This is a genomic window from Streptomyces roseolus, assembly GCF_014649855.1.
Lineage (GTDB): Bacteria > Actinomycetota > Actinomycetes > Streptomycetales > Streptomycetaceae > Streptomyces > Streptomyces roseolus.
Map to the genome: position 1 here is coordinate 57,300 of NZ_BMTV01000015.1, position 26,228 is coordinate 83,527.

A 26,228-nucleotide genomic window follows, 5' to 3' on the forward strand; every position below is an offset into this window, starting at 1 on the left:
GACTCCTTGTCCTATTTTGGCACGAGGGTAGGCGATCGACGCAAGGGTGCGTTTAGTGCTGTCCGTCACGCTTGAGTCAAAGGCCCGGTTCAGGACCAACGTCCCATGGGATTCGGACAGATCGATCCGGCCAGGCGCCTGAAGATCATTTACCCCGGCGGGACATGTCTTGTCCATGCACACCTGACGAAGATGCCCGACCTATGTCAATTCGTGTCCCGCCGGGCCTTCAGTTCGCGTGACGCAGGTCCCTGACGGCCCGCCAGCGCTCGGCGAGCCGGGCGTACACCTCACCCGCCGCGTCGTCGTCCCCCGCCCGCAGCGCCGCGAGGCCCGCCGCCACGTCCGCCGCCGAGCGGTCCGCCGCCAGCCGCTCCTCCGCCAACGCGTGCACGAGACCGCCGTAGTCCAGCTCCACCAGCGCCCGCGGGTGGAACTCCTCCAGCCAGCGGCCCACGTCGACCAGGCCCCGCGCCAGCGTCCCCTCGTCCACCGAGTCCCGCAGCGCGCGCAGCGCCCGCGCCAGGCGCCGCCGCGCCTGCGCCATCGTCGTCCGGTAGCGCAGCACCGGCGCCCGCTCCGCCGCCCGGTCCCCCGGCTCGTAACACCGCTCCTCGTCCCCGAAGAGCGCGAACCAGCGCAGCGGCACCTGCCACACCGCCGTCCTGATCCACGGCCGCGCGTCCGGGTTCCGCTCCAGCCACCGCTCGTGGTCCGCCTCCACCTGGGCCCGCACCACCGGCGGCAGCATCGCGTCCAGGACCGACGCCGGGAGCCCGCCCTCCGCCACCAGGTCCCGCAGCGCCAGCCAGCTCCTCAGCCGGGTCCGCCACGGGCAGACCACCACCACCCCGTCCAGGTGCGCCACGAAGGCCTCGCCGCTCTCGTGCACCGGGACCGGCACCGGCGGCACCGGCACCAGGTCCGCCAGCGAGCGCCGCAGCTCGTCCTGGGCCCCCGGGACGCGCGGCCGGCGGGCGTACCGCGACCAGTGGGTCCGCTCCGGCTCCGGGAAGGCGGCCAGCGGCTCGTACACGCGCAGGTACGAGGCGTACGGGACGAGCACCGTGGAGTCGACCGACATGTCCCGATCCTTCCACGCGGGTACTCCGCGAGGGGGTGATCCGGCCCACTCCGCCCTCCCTACGCCCAGGTAGGACTTAATCTCGTGGCGCAATGTGTCCTCCCCCACCCGCAGGGGGGACCTTCCGCCGCTTCGTACTTGGGAGTCACCACCGTGACCGCTGTATCCGACGGCGTCCTGCACACCCTGTTCCACTCGGAGCAGGGCGGACACGAGCAAGTCGTGATCTGCCAGGACCGCGCCACCGGCCTGAAGGCCGTCATCGCCCTGCACAACACCGCGCTGGGCCCCGCCCTCGGCGGCACCCGCTTCTACCCGTACGCGACCGAGGCCGAGGCCGTCGCCGACGCCCTCAACCTCGCGCGCGGCATGTCGTACAAGAACGCCATGGCCGGGCTCGACCACGGCGGCGGCAAGGCCGTGATCATCGGCGACCCCGAGCTGATCAAGTCCGAGGAGCTGCTCCTCGCCTACGGCCGCTTCGTCGCCTCCCTCGGCGGGCGCTACGTCACGGCCTGCGACGTCGGCACCTACGTCGCCGACATGGACGTGGTGGCCCGGACCAACCAGTGGACCACCGGCCGCTCCCCCGAGAACGGCGGCGCCGGCGACTCCTCCGTCCTGACCGCCTTCGGCGTCTTCCAGGGGATGCGCGCCTCCGCCCAGCACCTGTGGGGCGACCCGACCCTGCGCGGCCGGAAGGTCGGCGTCGCCGGCGTCGGCAAGGTCGGCCACTACCTCGTCGAGCACCTGCTCTCCGACGGGGCCGAGGTCGTCATCACCGACGTCCGCGAGGAGTCGGTGCGCCGGATCACCGACAAGCACCCCCAGGTCCGGGTCGTCGCCGACACCGAGGCCCTGATCCGCGTCGAGGGACTCGACGTCTACGCGCCCTGCGCGCTCGGCGGCGCCCTGAACGACGACACCGTTCCGTTCCTCGCCGCGAAGGTGGTCTGCGGCGCGGCGAACAACCAGCTCGCCCACCCGGGCATCGAGAAGGACCTGGAGGCGCGCGGCATCCTCTACGCGCCCGACTACGTGGTGAACGCCGGTGGCGTGATCCAGGTCGCCGACGAGCTGCACGGCTTCGACTTCGACCGCTGCAAGGCGAAGGCCACGAAGATCTTCGACACGACCCTGGAGATCTTCACACGTGCGAAGGCGGACGGCATTCCGCCGGCCGCGGCCGCCGACCGCATCGCCGAGCAGCGGATGGCCGAGGCCCGGCGCGGCTGAGCCGTCCGGTGCACGGGGAGTGACCGGCCCGCCGTCCGGGAGACTTCGCTCACGCCGGTCGGCGGGTCGACCCCTCAGAAGAGGTTAAAATCGCGATTGACCAGCGAGGTAAGGGCACCTCGATGGTTCTGTACCGGGGTATGTGATGCGCACGGCGTACCGTAGACCCGAGGAAACAGGTACCGTTGAAGCCCTGCGGACCGGTCTCTCCATCGAGAGCCCGTTTCGCATCATGAACGCGTGTCAAGACTCTGGGGCCAGCGAGCCCCGTCACCGAGGGGGTCGAGCCATGGGGCGCGGCCGGGCAAAGGCCAAGCAGACCAAGGTCGCCCGCCAGCTGAAGTACAGCAGCGGCGGGACTGACCTGTCGCGTCTGGCCAATGAGCTGGGCGCTTCGACTTCGAGCCAGCCGCCGAATGGCGAGCCGTTCGAGGACGACGACGAGGAAGACGACCCGTACGCGCAGTACGCGGATCTCTACAACACGGACGACGAGGACGAGGACGACGAGTCCGGTCCGCAGTCGTCCCAGCGTCGCGCTTGACCTTCTGAAAGCGAAACTCGGTCCAGGGCACCCCGGACCGAGTTTTCGTGCTGCTCGGGCACCGTGAGCGGGCCGGAGACCTCAGGACACGAGAAGGGGCACCCCGCCCGGCGGGGTGCCCCTTCTTCCGTCTCCGCGGTGACTACTTCGCGTAGTCGCCGACCAGCTCCGCGCCGGAGTCCTTGTCGCCCCGCTCGGTGATCTCGCCGGCGACCCAGGCGTCGAGCCCGCGGTCGGCCAGCGTGGTGAGGGCGGCGTCGACCGACTCGGCGGGGACGACGGCCATCATGCCGACGCCCATGTTGAGGGTCTTCTCCAGCTCCAGGCGCTCGACCCGGCCTGCCGTGCCGACGAGGTCGAAGATCGCGTCCGGGGTCCAGGTGGAGCGGTCCACGGTGGCGTGCAGCCCGTCCGGGATCACCCGGGCGAGGTTGGCCGCGAGGCCGCCGCCCGTGATGTGGCTGAAGGCGTGCACCTCGGTGGTCCGGGTGAGCGCCAGGCAGTCCAGGGAGTAGATCCGGGTGGGCTCCAGGAGCTCCTCGCCCAGGGTGCGGCCCAGCTCCTCGACCCGCTGGTCCAGGCTCATGCCGGCGCGGTCGAAGACCACGTGGCGGACGAGCGAGTACCCGTTGGAGTGAAGACCGGAGGAGGCCATGGCGATGACCGCGTCCCCCGTACGGATGCGGTCGGCGCCGAGCAGGCGGTCGTGCTCGACGACACCGGTGCCCGCGCCCGCGACGTCGAAGTCGTCCGGGCCGAGGAGGCCCGGGTGCTCCGCCGTCTCGCCGCCGACCAGGGCGCAGCCGGCGAGGACGCAGCCCTCGGCGATGCCCTTGACGATGGCGGCGACCCGCTCCGGGTGGACCTTGCCCACGCAGATGTAGTCGGTCATGAAGAGCGGCTCGGCGCCGCAGACGACGATGTCGTCCATGACCATCGCGACCAGGTCGTGGCCGATGGTGTCGTACACGCCCATCTGGCGGGCGACGTCGACCTTCGTGCCGACGCCGTCGGTCGCGGAGGCGAGCAGCGGACGCTCGTAGCGCTTGAGGGCGGAGGCGTCGAAGAGGCCGGCGAAGCCGCCGAGGCCGCCGAGGACCTCGGGGCGCTGCGTCTTCTTCACCCACTCCTTCATGAGCTCGACGGCGCGGTCGCCCGCCTCGATGTCGACGCCCGCAGAGGCGTAGCTGGCACCAGTGGTCTCAGGCATGCTGAAGAACTTTCGTGTCGTGTACTGCGGGTGTGCAGCGGGGTCTCACGGACGGCGCAGGGCGTCGGACGCCGCGGTGGCGGCGGGGCCGGCGGCCAGCTCCGTCTCCAGGAGCTGCTTGCCGAGCAGCTCGGGGTCGGGCAGCTCCATCGGGTACTCGCCGTCGAAGCAGGCCCGGCAGAGGTTCGGCTTGGCGATGGTGGTCGCCTCGACCATCCCCTCCAGGGAGATGTACGAGAGCGAGTCCGCGCCGAGCGACTTGCCGATCTCCTCGACGGACATGCCGTTGGCGATCAGCTCCGCGCGGGTGGCGAAGTCGATGCCGAAGAAGCAGGGCCACTTGACCGGCGGCGAGGAGATACGGATGTGGACCTCGGCCGCGCCGGCCTCGCGCAGCATCCGGACCAGGGCGCGCTGGGTGTTGCCGCGGACGATGGAGTCGTCCACGACCACGAGCTTCTTCCCCTTGATGACTTCCTTGAGGGGGTTGAGCTTGAGGCGGATGCCGAGCTGGCGGATGGTCTGCGAGGGCTGGATGAAGGTGCGCCCGACGTAGGCGTTCTTGACCAGGCCGGCGCCGAAGGGGATGCCGGAGGCCTCCGCGTAGCCGATGGCGGCGGGGGTGCCGGACTCGGGCGTCGCTATGACCAGGTCGGCCTCGACGGGGGCCTCCGCGGCGAGGCGGCGGCCCATCTCGACACGGGAGAGGTACACGTTCCGGCCGGCGATGTCCGTGTCGGGACGGGCCAGGTACACGTACTCGAAGACACAGCCCTTCGGCTTCGCTTCTGCGAAGCGGGAGGTGCGGATGCCGTTCTCGTCGATCGCGATCATCTCGCCCGGCTCGACCTCGCGGACGAAGCTGGCGCCGCAGATGTCGAGGGCGGCGGACTCCGAGGCGACGACCCAGCCGCGCTCCAGGCGGCCGAGGACCAGCGGGCGGATGCCCTGCGGGTCGCGGGCCGCGTAGAGCGTGTGCTCGTCCATGAAGACGAGGGAGAAGGCGCCCCGGACGTCGGGGAGGACCTTCGCGGCGGCCTGCTCGATGGTGAGCGGCTTGCCGTCCTCGTCGACCTGGGCGGCGAGGAGCGCCGTCAGCAGGTCGGTGTCGTTGGTGGCGGCGACCTGGGTGGCGCGGCCGTCCTTCTTGGGAAGGTCGGCGACCATCTCGGCCAGCTGCGCCGTGTTCACCAGGTTGCCGTTGTGGCCGAGCGCCAGCGAACCGTGGGCGGTGGCCCGGAAGGTCGGCTGGGCGTTCTCCCACACGGAGGCCCCGGTGGTCGAGTAGCGGGCGTGACCGACCGCGATGTGACCCTGGAGGGAACCGAGAGAGGTCTCGTCGAAGACCTGGGACACGAGGCCCATGTCCTTGAAGACGAGGATCTGGGAGCCGTTGCTGACCGCGATTCCCGCGGATTCCTGGCCCCGATGCTGGAGGGCGTAGAGCCCGAAGTACGTGAGCTTTGCGACCTCTTCACCCGGAGCCCAGACACCGAAGACGCCACACGCGTCCTGGGGGCCTTTCTCGCCGGGGAGCAGGTCGTGATTGAGTCGACCGTCACCACGTGGCACGTCTTCGAGTCTAGGGGACCTCGACCACTGGTCCGAATTGGGGAACGGAGCGTAGGCGTCGCTCGTACGATCACACGAGAAGATCGTCGCGAAGTTGGAGAGGCCTACAAGGCAGGCGCCGGAAGGGCTCCGGGGTTCCGGGTCCCGCCCGGGCCCCTGCCCGCACCCCCTCCGGAAGGGCGCCTCGGTGTGACGCAGAACGCAGTCCCCGGGGGTTTCACCGGCGTTTCGATCACGCGAACTACGCGCGTCAACCCGCCCCTTCCCCGTTGACGCTCCCCGGTCGCCTCGGCGAGGCTCCTGCCCCATGCAGCCCCGCGGCGACCGACCGGTCACCCTCGTCCGGCGCCGACACGTGGACCTCGTCCGTGTCACGAGCGCCGGCTGTCGCCGCGCCTGAACGAACGGCCCCGTCCGCTCGTCCCGCTCGCCCCGTCCGCTGCCCCGTCCCCCCGTGCCTCCGTCCGCGGTGCCGTCCCCCACCGCCGGGCTCCGAGGCGTATCCGTACGTCCCCTGGAGATCCGCCATGTCCACGCCCTTGTCCCGCCGGGCCTTCGGGGGTGCCGCCGCCGGTGCCGCCGCGGCGGCCGCCCTCGGAACCGGCCCCGCCGAAGCCGCCCCCGCCGCGCCCCCGGCGGAACGTCCCTTCCGGGCCGCCCGACCGCGGCGCCGCTCCCGGCGGCCGAACGTCCTCTTCATCCTGGGCGACGACCTCGGCTGGGCCGACCTCTCCTCGTACGGCTCCCCGCACATCCACACCCCGCACCTCGACCGCCTCGCCCGCGGCGGCGTCCGCTTCACCGACGCCTACTCCGGCTCCGCGACCTGCTCCCCCACCCGCTTCAGCCTCTACACGGGCCGCTACCCGGGGCGTACGAAGGGCGGGCTCGCCGAGCCGATCGCCGACAAGTCCGCCGGCCTGGACCCCACCCACCCCACGCTCGCCTCGCTGCTCCGCGACTCCGGCTACGCCACCGCCCTCATCGGCAAGTGGCACTGCGGCCACCTCCCGGACCACTCCCCCACCCGGTCCGGCTGGGACGAGTTCTTCGGCAACTTCGGCGGCGCCCTGGAGTACTACTCCAAGCTCGGCCTCGGCGGCGAGTACGACCTCTACGAGGGCGACGCCGAGTGCAAGGACCTCCGCTACTACACCCGGATCCTCACCGAGCGGGCGAGCGAGTACGTGAGCCGCGACCACGGGAAGCCCTGGCTGCTCAACCTCAACTTCACCACCCCGCACTGGCCGTGGATCGCCGACGGCGACAAGGAGGCGAGCGCCGAGATCGTCCGCCGCATCGAGGCCGGCGACCGCTCCGCGCTCTGGCACCAGGACGGCGGCTCGGTCGAGAAGTACAAGGAGATGGTCGAGGACCTCGACCGCTCCGTCGGCCGGGTCCTCGCCGCGCTCAGGCGGTCCGGCCAGGAGAAGGACACCCTCGTCCTCTTCGCCAGCGACAACGGCGGCGAGCGCTTCTCCTGCAACTGGCCGCTCGCCGGCAACAAGGGCTCCCTCCAGGAGGGCGGCATCCGCGTCCCCACGATCCTGCGCTGGCCCGCCGGGATCGACGGCGGCCAGGTCAGCGACCTGCCGGTCTTCACCCCCGACTGGACGGCGACCCTGCTCGAACTCGCCGGCGCCCGCCCCCACCCCGCGTACCCGCTCGACGGCACCAGCCTCGCCGGGCACCTGCTGCGCGGCGAGGACGTGCCGGAGCGCGACCTGTTCTGGCGGGTCAGGGGCGAGCGGGCGCTGCGCCGCGGCGACTGGAAGTACTACCGCGGAAAGTCTGGCCGCGACCAGCTCTTCCACCTCGCCGAGGACACCCGGGAGCAGGCCGACCGGGCGCCCTTCGAGCAGTCCCGGCTCGCCGGGCTGCGGGCCGCCTGGGAGCGGATCGACGCGGGGCTGCTGCGCTACTGAGCGGCCTCCGCCCGTGCGCTCAGGCCCTCGCCGGCGCCGTCGACGAGGGTCAGGGTGCGGTGGTCGAGCCGGTAGGAGAGGGGGCCGTCGAGGAGCTCGTACAGCCGGGTCTCCAGTCGCATCTGGGCGCTGCCGCACATCATGCGGGTGGTGGCCGCGGGGCCCTCGACGGTGAGCGTGCGGGCCTTCTCGTCGATCCGGGCGGTGGCGGAGAAGTCGTTGCAGCCGAGATTGCCGGAGACGCCGCCGTCCACGCCGATCACCAGCCGGACCTTGGCGGCCGCGTCGGCGGGGACGGAGGCCGCGGTGTCGCCGGAGACCAGGCCGTCGACCTTCCACGTGGTGCCGCGGAGCGGGGCGGACGCCTCCGCGGCCAGCTCGACCTTCCGGGTCCCGTCCGCGGAGGCGAGGGTCAGCGCGCCGTCCTTCAGGGTGCCCTCCAGGGGGCCGGTGAAGGCGGCGAGGAAGGCGGTCTCGAAGCGCTGCCGGTCCTCCGGGCAGCCCCGCTCCGTGACCTCTTCCCGGGAGACGGTGACGGTCGCGCCGGACACGGCGACGCCCGCCCCGAAGTGGTTGCAGCCGGTGCTGCCCCGGGCGCGGCCCGCGTCGGTGAAGTCGACCCGGGCGCCGTCCGGGGCCGTCGAGCGGACCCCGTCGGCGGTGACCGCGCCCACCGTCCAGTGGGTTCCGGTCAGCGGCAGGTCGGGGTCGTCCGCCCCGCCGGGCCCGTCTCCGCCCTGTCCACAGGCGGTGAGCGCGGCGAGCAGGGCGGCGGTGACGACGAGGGTGCTGCGCGGCTTCGGCATGCCGGTGGGACGCGGCCGGGCCCCGGCGGGTTCCCGCGCTCAGCCCATCAGGGGGAGCAGTCCCGTCAGATCGGCCCGCTCGCCGCTGGCGGCGATCCGCGCCGCGTCCCGTTCGGCCGCCCATTCCGTACGTCCCGTGGCCAGCCGGATCCAGGTCAGCGGGTCCGTCTCGACGACGTTCGGCGGGGTGCCCCGGGTGTGCCGGGGGCCCTCCACGCACTGCACCACCGCGTACGGCGGGATCCGCACCTCGACCGAGCCGCCGGGGGCCTTCGTCGCGAGGGTGTCGGCGAGGAGCCGGGTGCAGGCGGCGAGCGCCTGCCGGTCGTACGGGATCTCCACCCCGGTCGCGGCGGCCAGGTCGTCGGTGTGGACGACCAGTTCGACGGTGCGGGTGACGAGGAAGTCGGCGAGGGTCATCGCGCCGAGGCGGGTCGAGACGAGCCGCCCGTCGGGCGCCCCGGCCAGCGCCTTCCCGAAGGCCTCCGCCACGCGCGCGTACAACCCGGGCAGGTCGGCGGTGTCCAGGGCCCGGACGTCCTCGTCGATCCGCGCGGCGGCGGTGGCGGTGGCCGGCGGCCAGTCCAGGAGGACGAGTTCGCGGCGGGCGGGCTCCGGGCCTTCGAGGCCGCGGGCTACCGAGCCGAGCACCATCGTCAGGTGCCCGGCCAGGTCCCGTACCATCCACTCCCCCAGCCGCGTCGGCCGGTCGAGCGCCTCCGGCGGCAGGGCGAGCACCGCGTCCCGCACGTGCCCGAACTGGGCGGCGACGGCGGCGCGGATCTTGGCGGGGTCGTAGCTGCGGGTGCGTTTCCTGGCGGGTGGCATGGCCCGAGGCTAACGCCGAGACTGGAGGAGAGGGGGGAAACGCCCAGGAAAGGCAGTGGGGGCCATGACCCACCACGAGCACCCCGACGCGGCTGTCGTGCGCCGGGGGTACGAAGCGTTCGACGCGGGCGACACGGAGACGCTCGCCTCCCTCATGACCGGCGACTGCACGCACCACTCGCCCGGCGAGAGCCGGATGTCCGGGCACTTCAAGGGCCGGGACAACGTCCTGGCCCACTACCGGATGCTCGCCGAACTGACCGGCGGCACCTTCCGGGTGGAGCTGAAGGGCGTCTACCCGGACGGCCGGGGCCACGTGATGTCCGTCCACCGGTGGCACGGCGACCGGAACGACCGGGGCATCGAGATGGACGGCGGCCTCTTCTTCACCCTCGTCGGCGGAAAGATCACCGACATCGACGAGTGCGTGGCGGACATCCCCGAGTCGGACGCCTTCTGGGGCACCGACTGACGGACGGGACGACCGCCGTACCGGCCCGCGCGCCGCACGCCGGGGTACGCGGAAACCCCCGCCCGAGCGGAGCGGGGGTTTCCGGGGGAACCGACTCAGGCCAGCAGGCCCGGGATGGTCGCCTCGTGGGCGGCGCGCAGCTCCTCCAGGGAGAGGCTGAACTCGCCCTGGACCTCGACCGCGTCGCCGTCGACGACGCCGATGCGGGTCGCCGGCAGGCCGCGGGCGCCGCACATGTCCGTGAAGCGGAGCTCCTCGCTGCGGGGGACGGCGACGACCGCGCGGCCCGCCGACTCCGAGAAGAGGAACGTGAAGGCGTCCAGGCCCTCGGGGACGACCAGGCGCGCGCCGTTCCCGCCGCGCAGGCAGGACTCGACGACCGCCTGCACGAGTCCGCCGTCGGACAGGTCGTGCGCCGCGTCGATCATGCCGTCGCGGGAGCCCGAGATCAGGATCTCGCCGAGCAGCTTCTCCCGGTCGAGGTCCACCGCCGGCGGCATGCCGCCGAGGTGCTGGTGGATCACCTCGGACCAGGCCGAACCGCCGAACTCCTCCTTGGTGTCGCCGAGCAGGTAGAGGAGCTGGCCCTCTTCCGCGAAGGCGATCGGGGTGCGGCGGTTGACGTCGTCGATCACACCGAGGACGGCCACGACGGGCGTCGGGTGGATGGCGACCTCACCGGTCTGGTTGTAGAGGGAGACGTTGCCGCCGGTCACCGGGGTGCCCAGCTGGAAGCAGCCGTCCGCGAGACCACGGGTGGCCTCGGCGAACTGCCACATCACGGCCGGGTCCTCGGGCGAACCGAAGTTCAGGCAGTCCGAGACGGCGAGCGGCTTGGCGCCGGAGGCGGCGACGTTGCGGTACGCCTCCGCCAGCGCGAGCTGCGCGCCGGTGTACGGGTCGAGCTTGGCGTACCGGCCGTTGCCGTCGGTCGCCATGGCCACGCCGAGGTTGGTCTCCTCGTCGATGCGGACCATGCCGGCGTCCTCGGGCTGCGCCAGGACCGTGTTGCCCTGCACGAAGCGGTCGTACTGGTCCGTGATCCAGGACTTCGAGGCCTGGTTCGGGGACGAGACGAGCTTCAGGACCTGGTCCTTGAGCTCGGCGCCGTCCTGCGGCCGGGGCAGCTTGCCGGCGTCGTCGGCCTGGAGCGCGTCCTGCCACTCCGGGCGGGCGTACGGCCGGTGGTACGTCGGGCCCTCGTGGGCGACGGAGCGCGGCGGCACGTCGACGATCTGCTCGCCGTGCCAGAAGATCTCCAGGCGCTCGCCCTCGGTGACCTCACCGATGACGACCGCGATGACGTCCCACTTCTCGCAGATCTCCAGGAAGCGGTCGACGTGCTGCGGCTCGACGATCGCGCACATGCGCTCCTGCGACTCGCTCATGAGGATCTCCTCGGGCGAGAGCGTCGCGTCGCGCAGGTGCACCTTGTCGAGGTCCACGCGCATGCCGCCGGAGCCGGCGGAGGCCAGCTCGGACGTGGCGCAGGAGAGCCCGGCGCCGCCGAGGTCCTGGATGCCCGCGACGAGCTTCTCCTGGAAGATCTCCAGGGTGCACTCGATGAGGAGCTTCTCCTGGAACGGGTCGCCGACCTGGACGGCCGGGCGCTTGGTCGGCTTGGTGTCGTCGAAGGTCTCGGACGCGAGGACCGAGACGCCGCCGATGCCGTCGCCGCCCGTGCGGGCGCCGTACAGGATGACCTTGTTGCCGGGGCCGGAGGCCTTGGCGAGGTGGATGTCCTCGTGCTTCATCACGCCGATGCAGCCGGCGTTGACCAGGGGGTTGCCCTGGTAGCAGGAGTCGAAGACGACCTCGCCGCCGATGTTCGGCAGGCCCAGGCAGTTGCCGTAGCCGCCGATGCCGGCGACGACACCGGGCAGCACGCGCTTGGTGTCGGGGTGGTCGGCCGCGCCGAAGCGCAGCGGGTCGACGACCGCGACCGGGCGGGCGCCCATGGCGAGGATGTCGCGGACGATGCCGCCGACGCCGGTGGCCGCGCCCTGGTAGGGCTCGATGTACGAGGGGTGGTTGTGCGACTCGACCTTGAAGGTGACCGCGTACCCCTGGCCCACGTCGACGACGCCGGCGTTCTCGCCGATGCCGACGAGCATGGCGTCGTTCTCGGGGGTCTTCTCGCCGAACTGCTTCAGGTGGACCTTGCTGCTCTTGTACGAGCAGTGCTCGGACCACATGACCGAGTACATGGCGAGCTCGGCGCCGGTGGGACGGCGGCCGAGGATCTCGCGGATGCGCGCGTACTCGTCCTCCTTGAGGCCGAGCTCCTTCCAGGGCTGCTCGCTGTCCGGCGTCTCGCTCGCGTGCTTGACGGTGTCGAGGCTCATCAGGCGTTGACCAGCTTCTTGAGGATCGAGGTGAAGAAACCGAGACCGTCCGTCTTGCCGGTGCCGATCAGCGGTTCGACGGCGTGCTCGGGGTGCGGCATGAGGCCGACCACGTTGCCCGCGGCGTTGGTGACGCCCGCGATGTCGCGGAGCGAGCCGTTGGGGTTCATGTCCAGGTAGCGGAAGGCCACCCGCCCCTCGGCCTCCAGCTCGTCGAGCGTGCGCTCGTCGGCGACGTAGCGGCCGTCCATGTTCTTGAGCGGGACCTCGATCTCCTGGCCCTGGACGTAGTCCGAGGTCCAGGCGGTCTCCGCGTTCTCCACCCGCAGCTTCTGGTCGCGGCAGATGAAGTGGAGGTGGTTGTTGCGCAGCATCGCGCCCGGCAGCAGGTGGGCCTCGGTGAGGATCTGGAAGCCGTTGCAGATGCCGAGGACGGGCATGCCCGCCCTGGCCTGCTCGATGATGGTCTCCATCACCGGCGAGAAGCGGGAGATGGCGCCGGCCCGCAGGTAGTCGCCGTAGGAGAAGCCGCCGGCGAGGACGACCGCGTCGACCTGCTTGAGGTCCTTGTCGCGGTGCCACAGCGAGACCGGCTCGGCGCCCGCGAGGCGGGCGGCGCGCAGCGCGTCCTGGTCGTCGAGCGTGCCGGGGAAGGTGACGACGCCGATGCGAGCGGTCACGACTCGACCTTCACGACGAAGTCTTCGATCACGGTGTTGGCGAGGAAGGTTTCGGCCATCTCATGGATGCGGGCGAGGGCGGCGTCGTCGACCGGTCCCTCCACCTCCAGCTCGAAGCGCTTCCCCTGACGGACGTCGGCGATTCCGGCGAACCCGAGGCGGGGCAGTGCACGCTGCACCGCCTGTCCCTGCGGGTCGAGGATCTCCGGCTTGAGCATGACGTCGACTACGACGCGTGCCACTGGCACTCCCGGTGGTGTGTTGCGTGGGCGGTTCCCTCAGCGTACCTGCCTCCAAATTCTACGCGGGTAGAGATCTGAAGGATCCTACAAATGCCCAGGCCGGAAGGGGCCACCGCGACTGATCCACTCCAAACGCCCGCCACACCCCTCCGCACATGAAATGCGCGTGAAATATCGCGCCGCGCATTGCCCGGGACACGCTGAGACAATTGACAGGGCTTCACAATGCGACGCCCGTCGCTGTACAAAGGAATCCAGAGGAAAACAGCATTGTCCCTGGGCAGCCGGCGGCCTGGTGTCACCGCACGTCAGAGGCGCACCCAAAGCCCTTGACAGGTGGCGGGCCACAGGAAAGGACCGATATCCGTGGCGCAGCGAGTAGTGGTCACCCTCTCCGACGACATCGACGGCGGAGAAGCGGCGGAAACGGTCGCGTTCGGTCTCGACGGGAAGATGTACGAGATCGACCTGAATGCTGCCAATGCAAAGAAACTCCGCAAGGCACTCGCGCCCTACCTCGCGGCCGGGCGGAAGCAGACGGGCAAGGCGGCCGGCGGTGTGACCGGAACCACCACCGCCTACAAGCACACCGCCCTCGCCCCCGACCCGGCGGCGGTCCGGGCCTGGGCCCAGTCCAACAAGTTGGACGTGCCGGCCCGGGGCCGCATCCCCAAGCGGGTGTACGAGGCCTTCCGCGAGGCGAGCTGACACACGCCCCCAGGGGGCCGGCGGAACGGATTTGCGTTCCACCCCCCTTGATCGGCTAGAGTCTGGATCACGCCGAGGGGCGAGGCCGAAAAAGCCAAGTCCCACGCAGCGTGCGGGTGTAGTTCAGTAGTAGAACATCCCCCTTCCAGGGGGAAGGCGCAGTGTGCGATCCCTGTCACCCGCTCTGCATCACGGTTACCGACCACTCCGGTGGATCAGGTAGAGTGGTGCTCGCACCGCCCGGTGAGAGCCGGTCGGGAGCAATGCGGACGTGGCTCAGTTGGTAGAGCATCACCTTGCCAAGGTGAGGGTCGCGAGTTCGAATCTCGTCGTCCGCTCAGGGTGAAGGACCCGGTTCTCAGGAACCGGGTCCTTCTGCTTTTCCGGAGACGTCGCACCCCCCCATGACATTTGTCAGTACGGGTGATGACACCGCGCACTGCCCCCCGCCCCGGCCGGGCGGCAGGCTGGAGGCATGACAGCTGAAGCCCTGACACCGGCCATCGAGGCGACCGACCTGAGCCGCACCTACGACGGCGGCTTCGAGGCGGTGCGCGGCGTCTCGCTCACCGTGCCCCGGGGCGAGGTCTTCGCGCTCCTCGGCACCAACGGCGCCGGCAAGACCTCCACCGTCGAACTCCTGGAAGGCCTCGCCGCCCCGACCGGCGGCACCGCCCGCGTCCTCGGCCACGACCCGTACCGGGAACGCTCCGCCGTCCGCCCGCGCATCGGCGTGATGCTCCAGGAAGGCGGCTTCCCCTCCGACCTCACCGTCGCCGAGACCGTACGGATGTGGGCCGGCGTCACCAGCGGCGCCCGGCCCGCCGGGGAAGCCCTCGCCGCCGTCGGCCTCACCGGCCGCGAGAAGGTGCGGATCAAGCAGCTGTCCGGCGGCGAGCGCCGCCGCCTCGACCTCGCCTGCGCCCTCCTCGGCCGCCCCGAGGTCCTCTTCCTCGACGAGCCCACCACCGGCCTCGACGCCGAGGGCCGCCGCGACACCTGGGAGCTCGTCCGCTCCCTGCGCGACCAGGGCACCACCGTCCTCCTCACCACGCACTACCTGGAGGAGGCCGAATCGCTCGCCGACCGGCTCGCGATCATGCACGCCGGCCGGATCGTGCTCTCCGGCACGCCCGCCGAGGTCACCGCCGCCCAGCCCGCCCGGATCCGCTTCGCGCTCCCCGCCGAAGTGCCCGCCGCCCGGCTGCCGCTGCGGCTGAAGGCCGCCGAGGACGGCGGCCGGATCGAGATCCGCACCCACGCCCTCCAGGACGACCTCACCGAACTCCTCGGCTGGGCCCGCGAGCACGGCGTCCGACTCGACGGGCTCGACGCCCGCTCCGCCTCCCTCGAAGAGGCCTTCCTCGACATCGCCTCCCGCACGGAGACCACCCCCGGCGGCCAGAAGGAGACCGTGAACCGATGAGCGCCACCACCCCCGCCACCGGGCGGCCGTCCACCACCCTCACCCGGCTCGCCGCCCTCGGCCGCGCCGAACTCACCCTCCTCGGCCGCAACCGCAACAACCTCTTCATCGCCGCCGCCATGCCGCTGCTGATGATCTTCCTGCTGCGGTCCTCCCTCAAGGGCGTCGACGAGGCCACCCTCGGCCTCTCCCTCGGAGCCGCCACCCTCATCGGCGGCACCGGCATGGTCCTGCTGCTCGTCGTCTACATGAGCCTCACCTCCAGCCTCGTCGCCCGCCGCGAGGAGCTCGTCCTCAAGCGGCTGCGCACCGGCGAGGCCACCGACCCCGAGATCCTGACCGGCGCCGCCCTGCCCGCGACCGCCATCGCCCTCGCCCAGTGCGCGATCCTCACCGTCGGCGGCTTCACGCTGCTCGGCGCCGACGCCCCCGCCCGCCCCGACCTGCTGGTCCTCGGCCTCCTCGCCGCGATCGCGCTGCTCGCCGGGCTCGCAGCCCTCACCACCACCATCACCCGCACCGTCGAGAGCGCCGGCCTCACCACCCTGCCGCTCTTCCTCGTCTCCTCCTTCGGCTCCGGCCTCTTCGTCCCCCGCGACGCCCTGCCCGAGCTCGCCGCCGACCTCGCCCAGCTCCTCCCGCTCAGCGGCGTCATGGAGTTCGTCCGGGCCGGCTGGCTCGGCACCGCGCACGCGGACAGCCTGCTCGGCGCCGCGCTCAATACAGTGGCCTGGGGCGTCCTGACGGGGTGGGCGGTCCGCCGCTGGTTCCGCTGGGAGCCGCGTCGCTAGGACGGCGGAGGGGAGACGGGGCGGGATGTCCGCGATGACGGGATGGTGGTCACGGCGCAGCGTCGCCGGGAAGGTCGAGCTGTACACCCGCTGGACCTTCCACCTCATGGCGCCGGTCGAACTGGCCGCGCTCGGCGGCCTGCCGCTCAACCGCGCCGAGGACAGCGGGCTCGGCACGACCGGAGTGGTCGGCCTCCTCCTGTGGATCGTGGTCCACTGCGGGCTCTGCGCGACGCTCGCCTCCCGGGCCTTCGACCACACCGGCGGCACCCGGCCGCGGCCGGTCCGGCTCGCCGTCGTCCTCGCCGCCGCCACCGCCGTCGCCGACTTCGCGATCGTCGGGCTGTGGACCACCGGCGCGCTGCCCGACGCCTCGGTGAACGCCGGCGTCCTCGTCGTCACCTCGATCTTCACCGCCGGCGCGCTCGTCCTCTGCCTGGACCGGGTGCGGGCGATGGCGGGTACGGTCCTCGCCACCGCCCTGGCCGCCGCCCTGCCGGTCGCCGTCTTCGGCCACGGCCTGCCGGTGGCCCTGGCCGCCTTCGTCGGCGTCCTCGCCGGCGGCGGGGGGTACGCCGCCGCCTGCGGCTTCTCCTCCTGGCTGCTCGGCGTCGTCCAGGAGCTGGAGCGTTCCCGCGACCTGAAGGCCCGGCTGGCCGTCGCCGAGGAGCGGCTCCGCTTCGGCCGCGACCTCCACGACGTCATGGGCCGCAACCTCTCGGTCATCGCGCTCAAGAGCGAACTGGCCGTCCAGCTCACCCGGCGCGGCCGCCCCGAGGGCGTGGACCAGATGGTCGAGGTCCAGCGGATCGCCCAGGAGTCCCAGCGGGAGGTCCGGGAGGTCGTCCGCGGCTACCGGGAGGCCGATCTGCGGGTCGAGCTGGAGGGCGCGCGGGGCGTCCTCGACGCCGCCGGCATCGACTGCGCCGTCGACGTCCCCGCCCTCGGCCTGCCCGCCGGGGTGCAGTCCGCGCTCGGCTGGGTCGTCCGCGAGACCACCACCAACGTGCTGCGGCACGGCGACGCGCGCCGCTGCGCGATCACCCTGCGGCGGGCGGCCGACGAGGTGCTGCTGACCGTCGAGAACGACGGGGCCGCGGTACGGGACGGGGCCGGCGCCCCCGGGCGCACCGGCTCCGGCCTCGCCGGGCTGCGGGAACGGCTCGGGGCGGTGGGCGGCACCCTGGAGGCCGGGTTCGCGGACCCGCACTCCTTCCGCGTCACCGCCCGGGTGCCGCTGGCCGTGCCGGAACACACCGGTACCCGACAGGAGAAGGAGACGATCGCGTGAACGAGCCCGTACGCGTCCTGCTCGCCGACGACGAGCACCTGATCCGGGGCGCGCTCGCCGCCCTGCTCGCCCTGGAGGACGACCTGGTCGTCGTCGCGGAGGCCGCGACGGGACCCGAGGCGCTCGCGATGGCGCGCGCCCACCGGCCCGACGTCGCCGTCCTCGACCTGCAGATGCCGGGAGCGGATGGTGTGACAGTGGCCACATCGATCCGGGACGAACTCCCGGACTGCCGCACGATGATCGTCACCAGTCACGGCCGTCCCGGGCACCTCAAGCGGGCCCTCGCGGCGGGCGTCCGCGGCTTCGCGCCGAAGACCGTCAGCGCCCAGCGGCTGGCCGAACTGATCCGTACCGTGCACGCCGGAAACCGTTACGTGGACCCGGAGTTGGCGGCCGACGCGATCGCCGCCGGGGACTCCCCGCTGACCGCCCGGGAGGCCGAGGTGCTCGAACTCGCCGCCGACGGCGCCCCCGTCGCGGAGATCGCCCGGCGGGCCGCCCTCTCCCCCGGAACCGTCCGGAACTACCTCTCCTCCGCCGCCGCGAAGCTCGGTGCGGAGAACCGTCACGCGGCAGTGCGTCTCGCGCGGTCGAAAGGTTGGGTATAGTTAGCAGCGCGCTACGGCGCATGCGGACGTGGCTCAGTTGGTAGAGCATCACCTTGCCAAGGTGAGGGTCGCGAGTTCGAATCTCGTCGTCCGCTCAGCGTGAAGGCCCCGGTTCATCGAACCGGGGCCTTCGTCGTGTGCGGCACGACCGGGGGCGGCGGAGCCGTACGGGCCCGGGGGGGGGACCCGTACGGCTCGACGCGGTCAGAAGGCGGCGGACCAGGACTTGCCGGTCAGCAGCTCGTACGCCTCCAGGTACTTGGCACGGGTGGCGTCCACGATCTCCTGCGGGAGGGCCGGCGGCGGCTGCTCGCTCTTGCGGTCCCAGCCCGAGGCCGGGGAGGTCAGCCAGTTCCGGACGTACTGCTTGTCGTACGAGGGCTGGGCGCGGCCCGGCTGCCACTGGTCGGCCGGCCAGAAGCGGGAGGAGTCCGGGGTCAGCACCTCGTCGGCGAGGACCAGCGTCCCGCCGTCGAAGCCGAACTCGAACTTGGTGTCGGCGAGGATGATGCCCCGCTCGCGGGCGATGTCCCGGGCCCGGCCGTAGACGGCGAGGGTGGTCTGGCGCAGCAGGGCGGCGGTCTCCGCGCCGACCTGACGGGCCACCTCCTCGTAGGGGACGTTCTCGTCGTGGTCGCCGACGGCGGCCTTGGTCGCCGGGGTGAAGATCGGCGCGGGCAGCTCGGAGCCGTCGCTCAGCCCCTCCGGGAGCGCGAGGCCGCAGACCGTGCGGGACTCCTCGTACTCGACCAGGCCGGAGCCGGTGAGGTAACCGCGGGCGACGCACTCGACGGGGACCATGTCCAGGGACTTGCAGACCAGCGTGCGGCCCGCCCAGTCGGCGGGGGCGCCGGCCGGCAGCTCGGTGGAGAGGACGTGGTGCGGGACCAGGTCGGAGAGCAGGTCGAACCACCACAGGGAGAGCTGGGTGAGGACGCGGCCCTTGTCCGGGATCTCGGTGGGCAGCACCCAGTCGTACGCGGACATGCGGTCGCTCGCCACCATCACGAGCTCGCCGGCCTCGTTCCGGTACAGGTCACGCACCTTGCCCGTGTGCAGGTGGATGAGACCCGGAACCTCGACGGGCTCGGGCTTTTCTACGAATCCGGACACGGTTCCTCCGCGTAGGTTGATCCAGGAACGGTCCGATTCTCTCGTACCCGCGCCCCGGCCGGGTCGCCGGGCCCCTCGCAGCCACCGGGCGGCGGCTTCTCCTGGTCAGTCCCTCTTACAGATGCGGTCGAGGAGGTTGGCGGTGGCGCGCTGGACACGGGCGTCGACATGGCCCGGCCGGTCCAGCGCGGGCGACCAGGCGAAGGTGCCGGAGGCGAAGACCCAGGCGCCCGAGGGCGCCCGGTAGAGGCTGGTCTCCTGGTGGCGCAGGGCCCCGTCGCCGTCCCGGTAGGGCGAGTGGGCGAGCAGGATGCGGCTCTCGTGCTCGGGGAGCGGGGTGCGCGGGAAGTAGCGGTCGGCCTCGCCGGCGACGAGGCCGGGCAGCTCGTCGCCATCGCCGGCGCCGGTGGCCTCCCAGAGCCAGTGCCCGGCGTTCCGCACGACGAGCGGGTGCGGTTCGGGCACCCGGCCGGCGTACTGGATGCCGAGGAGCTGCTGCTCGGGCCGGTCCACCTCGCGCCAGAGGGCGGAGCGGCCGGGGCCCCGGCGCTTGCGGCAGGTCAGCAGCCGGTCCGGCACGCCGGACGGCGAGGGGCCGAGCTCCACCTGCCAGTACATGGTGTTGGCGGACAGGAAGACGAGCGAGGTGCCCTGGTCGCGGGCGCGCTCGGCGGCCTTCCGCATCGGCGCCGACCAGTACTCGTCGTGGCCGGGGAAGACCAGGCCCCGGTAACGGGTGGGGTCGATCCGGCCGGCGTGCAGGTCGCGGGTCTCGGCGTAGGCGAGGTCGTAGCCGTACCGCTCCGCCCAGCGGATGAAGTCGTAGGCGTGGCCGACGTGCAGGGGCAGGCCCGCGCCCGCGTACGGCCGGTCGAAGGAGACGGTGACGGCCGCCTCCTCCTCGCCGAGCAGCCGGCCCTCCTCGTCCCAGGCGTGGTACAGGCTGGCGCCGGTGCGGCCGTCCTCCGGGTACAGGTTGTACGCCTGCCAGGTGACGTCCGGCAGGACGAGGAGGAGGTCCGCGGGGTGGGAGTCCCGCACCGTGAAGGGGACGTGGGAGCGGTAGCCGTCGGCGGTCGTGAGGACGGCGACGTACGCGCCGATCGTCCAGTAGCTCGGGACCTGGAGCCGCCAGGACTGCCACCAGTGGTGGCAGGAGACCGTGCGGTCGGCGGCGAGCGGGGGCGGCTGGACGATCCCGGAGAGCCGCGGACTCGTGGTGATCTTCGCGGCGCCGTCGCCGCCGTAGTGCCCGATCCGGTACACGTCGACCGAGAACGGCTGCGGCGGGTCCACGGTGACGTGGAAGTCGATCGACTCGCCGGGCGCGACGGCACCGCCGGAGGCGAAGCCCTTGATCTGCCGGCGCACGTCGTCGGCGGTCCGCGGACCGCCGGCGCCGCCCCGGGCCAGGGTCTCGTCCGCGTACCAGGGCACCAGCTGCCCCGTGTCGTCGAAGTAGTTGTCCGACCCGCGCAGCCAGGGCAGCGGGCCCTGTCCGAAGGGATCGGAGACGGCGTGCGCGAGCGCACCCGACTCCCAGCGCCTGATCTGCTCCGCCCCCATGCCGCGCCCTCCCTCGACTCCCCCGGCCGGTGCCAGCGGCTCCTGCCCACGGGTGATGCCCCTGTCAGTGCCTCTCCCCAGCACATCACATAACGCACGCGGACCGTCACCGTTCGTCGTGAATCGACAAAGGTGGAACACGACCGTCCGGTAATCCGGTCCCGACCTGTCAGAGGAGACGGACCGGCTTCTCGGGGCGCACGCCCGTCATGGCCAGCCAGGCCCGCAGGGGGGCCGGGTCGCCGTCCTCCACCAGCGCGAGGACGCGCGGGGCGAGGTCCGTGGCCCGGACGCCGTCCACCAGCAGGGCCGGGCCGTCGAGCCAGTCCAGGCCCGGCGCGGCGCCGGTGGTGTCGACGGCGGCGCAGCAGACCAGCGCGGTCACGTGGTCGGCGAGGAGGTCGCGGCCGGTGCGCGGCGGGACCAGCGGGCAGAGCGGCCAGGGGCCGTCGGGCCCGGAGAAGCCGGCGCCGGCGGTGACCCGGGCCTCCCGCTCGGCGTCCTCGCGCGCCACCCGGGCGCTGAGCGCGGCGGCGAGCGTGTCGGCGGCGGGGTTGCGGACCTCGTCCTCGGCGGGCACGGGGTCGTCGTCCTCGTCCGCCGCGGGCAGGGGGCCGTCCTCGTCCTCCGCGAGCACGGGAGGCTCGGGCTCCGGCGGTGCGGGGCGCTCGGGCTCCGGCGGCGGGGCGGGGCGTTCGTCCGGGGCGGTCGTCAGATGGGTGAGGACGCGGCTGAGCGTCGGGGCCCCGGCGGCGTCGGCCGCCCCGGGGCCCTCGGCGGCCGCCAGGCGGTCGAGGACCTCGTGGAGCCGGGCCGCGTCCGCCCGCCACTTCCGGTCGACGACCTCCTCCGGATAGCGGCTCCACTCGACCGGCGCCCAGTCCGGCCCCGCCTCGGCGGGGCCGCCGTGGAAGAGCCGGGCGGCGAGCAGCGAGGCGGCCTCGTCGACGGCCCCCGGCTCCTCCAGGAGGTCGCAGGCCGGGCGCTCGCCGAGCCGGGAGGAGTACCCCTCCGCGAGCCGGTCGCGGCGGGAGAGTTCGGTGAGGGCGGAGACCACGCCCGCGTCGAGCCCGGACGGCCAGCGGCCCATCCGCCAGGCGGGCAGCGCGACCCGGGTGAGGAGCCGGTCCCAGCCCGCGTACGCGAGCCCCACCTGCTCCTGGGCGATGATCCTGGTCCCCTGGTCCACGGCCTGGGCCCGCTCGGATCCGGCGGCGGCCACACCGCGCTCCATCTCGGCGGCGTGCGTGCCGCAGGCCCTCAGCAGCAACCGGGCCACCCGCCCCACGCCCCGGGCACCGAGCCGGCGCAGCGGGCCGAGTCCGGGCTCGTCCGCCACGACGGCGGCGGCGTCGAGGCCGCGCACGAAGCGCCGGGCGGCGGCTATGTCGGGGTCGGCGGCCGGGCCGGTGCCGGCGACGACCGGGGCGAGGACCGCGCGCAGCTCGGCGACCCGCATCCACCACAGGAACGGGGAGCCTATGACGAGGACCGGTGAGCCGGCCGCGCCGGCCTGTCGGTGCGCCCGGTGCGAGCGGTCCTCCAGCCAGCTGTCGCAGTCCGGCGTCAGGGCTATCGCGGCGGGCGCGGGCACGTCGAGCCGGTCGGCGAGGTCCCGCACGAGGCGGTGGAGGTCGGGGGCGGCGGTCTCGGTGAGCTCCACCGTCGGCGTCACGGCCGGGCGGGCGCGGGCGACGACGAGGGCGACGGCCGCGGCGGCGAGCAGGACGAGGACCGCGAGGACGGTGACGGTCCAGCGGGCGGTGGCCCACCCCGTACCCGTGAAGTGGCCGGTGACCTCGCCCGCGTACAGCACGACGGCGACGGCGGCGGGGAGGATGGCGGCGCCGAGCGCCCGTCCGCGGACGCGCAGGACGGCGAGGGCGCGGGAGCGCGCGGCCCGCACGCCCCACTCCTCGCCGAGGCCGCTGTCGCTGCCGCCGTTTCCGAAGCCGCTGCCGGACACGTCGTACCTCACCCCCTCTCCCCGTCCTGGACGACGGGACTACCCGTGGCGGTGTTGCTCACTCCCCCACTGTGGCACCCGTCACCGACATCGCAATGCCGGTGGGCCAAGTGCCGGAACGCCTGCGCCGCACCCTAGTTGGGGCTCCGGCGGGCGTCATCCAGATGGCCGAGCCGTCACTCGATCGAATGGCTTTGGGTAAAGGTGGTGCCGGTGGCGCGGCCGGTCGCTTGACTTCCCGGCCGCGCCCTCGCTCCCGTACGACTCAGGCCTGGGCGGCCTTGAGCGCGATGTCCGTACGGTGCTGCGCACCGTCAAGGCGGATGCGGCCGACTGCCGCGTAGGCACGCTCGCGGGCCTCGGCCAGGTCCGAACCGGTGGCGGTGACGGACAGCACCCGGCCGCCCGCGCTGACGACCGCGTCGCCGTCCCGCCTGGTGCCCGCGTGGAGCACGTACGCGTGCGGGGCGTCCAGCTCCGCGACCTCGGCGAGGCCCTCGACGGGGTCGCCGGTGCGCGGGGTGTCCGGGTAGTTGTGGGAGGCGACGACCACGGTGACGGCGGCCTCGTCGCGCCAGGCCAGCGGGGGCTGGTCGGCGAGGGTGCCGTTGGCGGAGTGCAGCAGGACCCCGGCGAGCGGGGTCTTCAGGCGGGCCAGGACGACCTGCGTCTCGGGGTCGCCGAAACGGGCGTTGAACTCGATGACCCGGACCCCGCGGCTGGTGATCGCCAGACCGGCGTACAGCAGGCCGGAGAAGGGGGTGCCGCGACGGCGCAGCTCGTCGACGGTCGGCTGGAGGACGGACTCCATGACCTCGTCGACCAGCTTCGGGTCGGCCCACGGCAGCGGCGAGTAGGCGCCCATGCCGCCGGTGTTGGGGCCCTCGTCGCCGTCGAGCGCGCGCTTGAAGTCCTGCGCGGGCTGGAGCGGGAGGACGGTGGTGCCGTCGGTGATCGCGAAGAGGGAGACCTCGGGGCCGTCCAGGTACTCCTCAATGACCACGCGGTCGCAGGCGAGCGCGTGGGCGCGGGCCGCCTCGACGTCGTCGGTCACGACGACGCCCTTGCCGGCCGCGAGACCGTCGTCCTTGACGACGTACGGCGCGCCGAAGGCGTCGAGCGCCTCGTCGATCTCGGCGGGGGTGGTGCAGACGTAGCTGCGGGCGGTCGGCACGCCGGCGCCGGCCATGACGTCCTTGGCGAACGCCTTGGAGCCCTCCAGCTCCGCCGCCTCCTTGGACGGGCCGAAGACCGGGATGCCGACGGCGCGGACGGCGTCGGCGACGCCGGCGACGAGCGGGGCCTCCGGGCCGACGACGACCAGGTCGGCGCCGAGCCCGGTGGCGAGCGCGGCGACCGCGCCGCCGTCCAGCTGGTCGACGGCGTGCAGCTCGGCGACCTCGGCGATTCCGGCGTTGCCGGGCGCGCAGTGCAGAGCGGTGACGTCGGGATCGAGGGAGAGAGAGCGGCACAGGGCGTGTTCGCGGGCGCCGCCGCCGATGACGAGGACCTTCACGCCAGCCAGGGTAGCCGGATGGCCGGGAAGGTCCTTGTGCGGGCCACCGAGCGAGACGGCCCTAGTCGTTCGTGTATTCCTCCACAACGGTGGCACCGAGCTCGCGCACGATCAGCTCGTGCCCGGAGAGCGCCGACTCCACGAGGTCCGGATCGTCCTCCTCCGGCACGTCGTCCTCGGGCGCCACGGGCGGCGGCTGCGGCGACCGCTGCTGTACGGGAGCGGGGGCGGGGGCCTGCGCGGACGCGGGCGCGGCCTGCTGGGCGTGCGCCGGTGCCTGTACGGGAGCGGGCGCGGCGGGTGCCGCCTGCGGGGCGGGCGCGGGCGGGGCGGGGGGCCGGCCGCCGCCTCCGCCTCCGAAGCCGCCGCCTCCACCGAAGCCGCCGCCGCCGAAGCTTGCACCGCCTCCGCCGCCTCCGCCGGAGAAGTTCCCCCCGGGGCTGCCGGCGCCGGGCGGGGGCGCGGAGCCGCCCGACGGGTCGACGATCGCCTCGATCTTCCACTGCACGTTGAACTGCTCGGCGAGCGCCGCCTTGAGGACCTCCTCGCTGCCGCTGCTCGAGAAGTTGTCCCGCGCGCCGGCGTTGAGGAAGCCGATCTGGAGCGTGGTGCCGTCGAAGCCGGCCACCTGCGCGTTCTGGCTCAGGAGGATCCAGGTGAAGCGGCGCCGGTTCTTGACCGCTTCGAGGATGGACGGCCACATGTTCCGCACCTGACCGGCACCGGCGGCCATGTCGCCGCCGGCGGCGGGGGCCGGGGCGGACGCGGGCACGGCTACGGGCGCGGGCATGGGCGTGGCGGGAGCCGGGGCTCCGGCGGTCGGCCATCCGCCGGGCCGCGCGGCTCCGGGCCAGGCACCGGGCTGCGGAGACTGCTGGGCGGGAGCGACAGGAGCCGGGGCCGGGCTCGGGCTCGGGGGCAGGGGCGGCGGGGCGATCGGCGTATGGGCGTCGGGCCCGGGGACGTACCCCATCGACGGTCCGGCGGGCGGGGCCGGCGTGAGGACGGCGGCGGCCGGGGCGTTCTTGGCGCCGCGCTCCAGCCGGTCGAGCCGGGCGAGCAGCGACCGCTCGTCGTCGAAGGCGGCGGGCAGCAGCACGCGCGCGCAGATCAGCTCCAGCTGGAGGCGCGGCGAGGTGGCGCCGCGCATCTCGGTCAGCCCCTCGTTGACGAGGTCGGCGGCGCGGCTCAGCTCGGCGGCGCCGAACACGGAGGCCTGCGCCTGCATCCGCTCCACGACATCGGCGGGCGCGTCGATGAGCCCCTTCTCGCCGGCGTCGGGCACGGCGGCCAGGATGACGAGGTCCCGCAGCCGCTCCAGCAGGTCGGCGACGAACCGGCGGGGGTCGTTGCCGCCCTCGATGACCCGGTCGACGACCTCGAAGGCGGCGGCGCCGTCGCCCGAGGCGAAGGCGTCGACGACGGAGTCGAGCAGCGAGCCGTCCGTGTACCCGAGGAGCGAGGTGGCCATGGCGTACGTCACACCGTCCTCGCCGGCGCCGGCGAGGAGCTGGTCCATCACGGACATCGAGTCACGCACGGACCCGGCGCCGGCGCGCACGACGAGCGGCAGCACGCCGTCGTCGACGGGGATCCCCTCCCGCCCGCACACGTCACCGAGGTACTCGCGGAGGGTGCCGGGCGGAACGAGCCGGAACGGATAGTGGTGGGTCCGGGACCGGATGGTGCCGATGACCTTCTCGGGCTCGGTCGTGGCGAAGATGAACTTGAGGTGCTCCGGCGGCTCCTCGACCACCTTCAGCAGGGCGTTGAACCCCGCCGAGGTGACCATGTGGGCCTCGTCGATGATGTAGATCTTGTACCGGCTGGAGGCGGGCCCGAAGAAGGCCTTCTCCCGCAGGTCACGGGCGTCGTCGACACCACCGTGCGAGGCGGCGTCGATCTCGATGACGTCGATGGACCCCGGTCCGTTGCGCGCCAGGTCCCGACAGGACTGGCACTCGCCGCACGGCGTCGGCGTCGGCCCCTGCTCGCAGTTCAGGCACCGCGCGAGGATCCGCGCACTGGTCGTCTTGCCGCACCCGCGGGGCCCGCTGAACAGGTACGCGTGATTGACCCGGTTGTTCCGCAGGGCCTGCTGCAACGGGTCGGTGACATGCTCCTGCCCGATGACCTCGGCGAAGGACTCGGGGCGGTAGCGGCGGTACAGCGCGAGAGACGACACGTATACGAGGTTATAGGCGCCCACCGACAACCCGGGAAAACCCACCGGGCCCCACGACCACGCGGGAACGCGCCGCCCCGGGCCTCGCCGCCCACCCGGCCACCGAACGAC

The 26,228-nt window shown here is 72.9% G+C and carries 23 protein-coding genes and 3 tRNA genes; 13 read left to right on the forward strand and 13 right to left on the reverse strand.

What is annotated here, in order from left to right; genetic code table 11:
- Positions 1-229 precede the first annotated feature (229 nt).
- On the reverse strand, positions 230-1,084 hold the full coding sequence (locus tag IE245_RS19005) for a DUF8083 family protein (protein ID WP_189949092.1): 855 nt from the start codon (positions 1,082-1,084) through the stop codon (positions 230-232).
- Between the two features lie 153 nt (positions 1,085-1,237).
- Here IE245_RS19005 and IE245_RS19010 point away from each other — a divergent pair, with 153 nt between their 5' ends.
- Together IE245_RS19010 and IE245_RS19015 are read left to right on the forward strand one after the other, a co-directional pair.
- Positions 1,238-2,320, forward strand: coding sequence for a Leu/Phe/Val dehydrogenase (locus IE245_RS19010; protein ID WP_189949094.1), 1,083 nt, complete (start codon positions 1,238-1,240; stop codon positions 2,318-2,320).
- Positions 2,321-2,609: 289 nt separating this feature from the next.
- Positions 2,610-2,864 (forward strand): DUF3073 domain-containing protein, encoded by a 255-nt coding sequence (locus IE245_RS19015; protein WP_043224752.1) that lies wholly within the window; start codon positions 2,610-2,612, stop codon positions 2,862-2,864.
- A gap of 142 nt (positions 2,865-3,006) precedes the next feature.
- Here IE245_RS19015 and purM read toward each other — a convergent pair whose 3' ends face one another.
- Together purM and purF are read right to left on the reverse strand one after the other, a co-directional pair.
- Entirely contained in the window at positions 3,007-4,074 is a 1,068-nt protein-coding gene (gene purM, locus IE245_RS19020; protein ID WP_189949096.1) for a phosphoribosylformylglycinamidine cyclo-ligase, read from the reverse strand.
- A 45-nt stretch (positions 4,075-4,119) separates the two neighbouring features.
- A complete protein-coding gene (gene purF, locus IE245_RS19025; RefSeq protein ID WP_189949098.1) occupies positions 4,120-5,646 on the reverse strand; it encodes an amidophosphoribosyltransferase in 1,527 nt (508 codons plus the stop codon).
- A gap of 307 nt (positions 5,647-5,953) precedes the next feature.
- Between purF and IE245_RS38115 the strand changes: the two genes are divergently transcribed.
- Positions 5,954-6,046 (forward strand): putative leader peptide, encoded by a 93-nt coding sequence (locus tag IE245_RS38115; RefSeq protein WP_373305351.1) that lies wholly within the window; start codon positions 5,954-5,956, stop codon positions 6,044-6,046.
- A gap of 127 nt (positions 6,047-6,173) precedes the next feature.
- Positions 6,174-7,571 carry a sulfatase family protein gene (locus tag IE245_RS19030; protein WP_189949099.1) on the forward strand — a complete coding sequence of 466 codons (1,398 nt, stop codon included), beginning with the start codon at positions 6,174-6,176 and terminating at the stop codon, positions 7,569-7,571.
- Here the strand turns inward: IE245_RS19030 and IE245_RS19035 are convergent.
- The gene (locus tag IE245_RS19035; RefSeq protein ID WP_189949102.1) at positions 7,565-8,377 is read right to left on the reverse strand and encodes an META domain-containing protein; all 813 of its coding nucleotides are present in this window, start codon (positions 8,375-8,377) and stop codon (positions 7,565-7,567) included. The two genes, IE245_RS19030 and IE245_RS19035, sit on opposite strands and share 7 nt — an antisense overlap.
- 39 nt (positions 8,378-8,416) lie before the next feature.
- The gene (locus IE245_RS19040; RefSeq protein WP_189949105.1) at positions 8,417-9,205 is read right to left on the reverse strand and encodes a maleylpyruvate isomerase family mycothiol-dependent enzyme; all 789 of its coding nucleotides are present in this window, start codon (positions 9,203-9,205) and stop codon (positions 8,417-8,419) included.
- Between the two features lie 64 nt (positions 9,206-9,269).
- Here IE245_RS19040 and IE245_RS19045 point away from each other — a divergent pair, with 64 nt between their 5' ends.
- Positions 9,270-9,677, forward strand: coding sequence for a nuclear transport factor 2 family protein (locus IE245_RS19045; protein WP_189949107.1), 408 nt, complete (start codon positions 9,270-9,272; stop codon positions 9,675-9,677).
- A 95-nt stretch (positions 9,678-9,772) separates the two neighbouring features.
- Here the strand turns inward: IE245_RS19045 and purL are convergent, their stop codons facing one another.
- The 3 genes from purL to purS are packed head-to-tail and all read right to left on the reverse strand — an operon-like array spanning position 9,773 to position 12,944.
- Complete coding sequence (gene purL / locus IE245_RS19050; RefSeq protein WP_189949109.1) at positions 9,773-12,022, reverse strand: phosphoribosylformylglycinamidine synthase subunit PurL; 2,250 nt, start codon at positions 12,020-12,022, stop codon at positions 9,773-9,775.
- Entirely contained in the window at positions 12,022-12,702 is a 681-nt protein-coding gene (gene purQ, locus IE245_RS19055) for a phosphoribosylformylglycinamidine synthase subunit PurQ (protein ID WP_189949111.1), read from the reverse strand. Before purQ ends, purL begins: the two co-directional genes overlap by 1 nt.
- Complete coding sequence (gene purS, locus IE245_RS19060) at positions 12,699-12,944, reverse strand: phosphoribosylformylglycinamidine synthase subunit PurS (RefSeq protein ID WP_015035032.1); 246 nt, start codon at positions 12,942-12,944, stop codon at positions 12,699-12,701. The genes purQ and purS overlap by 4 nt, the downstream gene beginning before the upstream one ends.
- Before the next feature lie 366 nt (positions 12,945-13,310).
- On the opposite strand from purS, the gene IE245_RS19065 reads away from it, so the two are divergent.
- The 8 genes from IE245_RS19065 (at position 13,311) to IE245_RS19100 (ending at position 17,866) form a co-directional block, all read left to right on the forward strand.
- Positions 13,311-13,652, forward strand: a complete 342-nt coding sequence (locus IE245_RS19065; RefSeq protein WP_189949113.1) for a histone-like nucleoid-structuring protein Lsr2 — start codon at positions 13,311-13,313, stop codon at positions 13,650-13,652.
- A gap of 112 nt (positions 13,653-13,764) precedes the next feature.
- A tRNA-Gly gene (locus tag IE245_RS19070) sits at positions 13,765-13,836 on the forward strand.
- A gap of 81 nt (positions 13,837-13,917) precedes the next feature.
- A tRNA-Gly gene (locus IE245_RS19075) sits at positions 13,918-13,990 on the forward strand.
- 137 nt (positions 13,991-14,127) lie between these two features.
- Complete coding sequence (locus tag IE245_RS19080; RefSeq protein WP_189949115.1) at positions 14,128-15,078, forward strand: ABC transporter ATP-binding protein; 951 nt, start codon at positions 14,128-14,130, stop codon at positions 15,076-15,078.
- Positions 15,075-15,869, forward strand: a complete 795-nt coding sequence (locus IE245_RS19085; RefSeq protein WP_189949117.1) for an ABC transporter permease — start codon at positions 15,075-15,077, stop codon at positions 15,867-15,869. The genes IE245_RS19080 and IE245_RS19085 overlap by 4 nt, the downstream gene beginning before the upstream one ends.
- A gap of 25 nt (positions 15,870-15,894) precedes the next feature.
- Positions 15,895-17,160 carry a sensor histidine kinase gene (locus IE245_RS19090; RefSeq protein ID WP_189949119.1) on the forward strand — a complete coding sequence of 422 codons (1,266 nt, stop codon included), beginning with the start codon at positions 15,895-15,897 and terminating at the stop codon, positions 17,158-17,160.
- Positions 17,157-17,771 (forward strand): response regulator transcription factor, encoded by a 615-nt coding sequence (locus IE245_RS19095; RefSeq protein ID WP_189949120.1) that lies wholly within the window; start codon positions 17,157-17,159, stop codon positions 17,769-17,771. The genes IE245_RS19090 and IE245_RS19095 overlap by 4 nt, the downstream gene beginning before the upstream one ends.
- A 22-nt stretch (positions 17,772-17,793) precedes the next feature.
- Positions 17,794-17,866, forward strand: a tRNA-Gly gene (locus tag IE245_RS19100).
- A 109-nt stretch (positions 17,867-17,975) separates the two neighbouring features.
- Here IE245_RS19100 and IE245_RS19105 read toward each other — a convergent pair.
- The 5 genes from IE245_RS19105 to IE245_RS19125 form a co-directional block, all read right to left on the reverse strand.
- Positions 17,976-18,884, reverse strand: coding sequence for a phosphoribosylaminoimidazolesuccinocarboxamide synthase (locus tag IE245_RS19105; RefSeq protein WP_189949121.1), 909 nt, complete (start codon positions 18,882-18,884; stop codon positions 17,976-17,978).
- Between the two features lie 105 nt (positions 18,885-18,989).
- Positions 18,990-20,450, reverse strand: coding sequence for a N,N-dimethylformamidase beta subunit family domain-containing protein (locus IE245_RS19110; RefSeq protein ID WP_189949122.1), 1,461 nt, complete (start codon positions 20,448-20,450; stop codon positions 18,990-18,992).
- Between the two features lie 169 nt (positions 20,451-20,619).
- Positions 20,620-22,428, reverse strand: a complete 1,809-nt coding sequence (locus IE245_RS19115; protein WP_229851388.1) for a M48 family metalloprotease — start codon at positions 22,426-22,428, stop codon at positions 20,620-20,622.
- 253 nt (positions 22,429-22,681) lie between these two features.
- A complete protein-coding gene (gene purD / locus IE245_RS19120) occupies positions 22,682-23,932 on the reverse strand; it encodes a phosphoribosylamine--glycine ligase (protein WP_189949123.1) in 1,251 nt (416 codons plus the stop codon).
- Positions 23,933-23,993: 61 nt separating this feature from the next.
- A complete protein-coding gene (locus IE245_RS19125) occupies positions 23,994-26,117 on the reverse strand; it encodes a DNA polymerase III subunit gamma and tau (RefSeq protein WP_189949124.1) in 2,124 nt (707 codons plus the stop codon).
- Positions 26,118-26,228 lie beyond the last annotated feature (111 nt).

Coding starts and splice junctions, on each gene's coding strand:
- IE245_RS19005 (WP_189949092.1), bottom strand. CDS start 1,084: ATGTCGGTCGACTCCACGGTGCTCGTCCCGTACGCCTCGTACCTGCGC.
- IE245_RS19015 (WP_043224752.1), top strand. CDS start 2,610: ATGGGGCGCGGCCGGGCAAAGGCCAAGCAGACCAAGGTCGCCCGCCAG.
- purM (WP_189949096.1), bottom strand. CDS start 4,074: ATGCCTGAGACCACTGGTGCCAGCTACGCCTCTGCGGGCGTCGACATC.
- IE245_RS38115 (WP_373305351.1), top strand. CDS start 5,954: ATGCAGCCCCGCGGCGACCGACCGGTCACCCTCGTCCGGCGCCGACAC.
- IE245_RS19030 (WP_189949099.1), top strand. CDS start 6,174: ATGTCCACGCCCTTGTCCCGCCGGGCCTTCGGGGGTGCCGCCGCCGGT.
- IE245_RS19035 (WP_189949102.1), bottom strand. CDS start 8,377: ATGCCGAAGCCGCGCAGCACCCTCGTCGTCACCGCCGCCCTGCTCGCC.
- IE245_RS19040 (WP_189949105.1), bottom strand. CDS start 9,205: ATGCCACCCGCCAGGAAACGCACCCGCAGCTACGACCCCGCCAAGATC.
- IE245_RS19045 (WP_189949107.1), top strand. CDS start 9,270: ATGACCCACCACGAGCACCCCGACGCGGCTGTCGTGCGCCGGGGGTAC.
- purL (WP_189949109.1), bottom strand. CDS start 12,022: ATGAGCCTCGACACCGTCAAGCACGCGAGCGAGACGCCGGACAGCGAG.
- IE245_RS19080 (WP_189949115.1), top strand. CDS start 14,128: ATGACAGCTGAAGCCCTGACACCGGCCATCGAGGCGACCGACCTGAGC.
- IE245_RS19085 (WP_189949117.1), top strand. CDS start 15,075: ATGAGCGCCACCACCCCCGCCACCGGGCGGCCGTCCACCACCCTCACC.
- IE245_RS19090 (WP_189949119.1), top strand. CDS start 15,895: ATGTCCGCGATGACGGGATGGTGGTCACGGCGCAGCGTCGCCGGGAAG.
- IE245_RS19110 (WP_189949122.1), bottom strand. CDS start 20,450: ATGGGGGCGGAGCAGATCAGGCGCTGGGAGTCGGGTGCGCTCGCGCAC.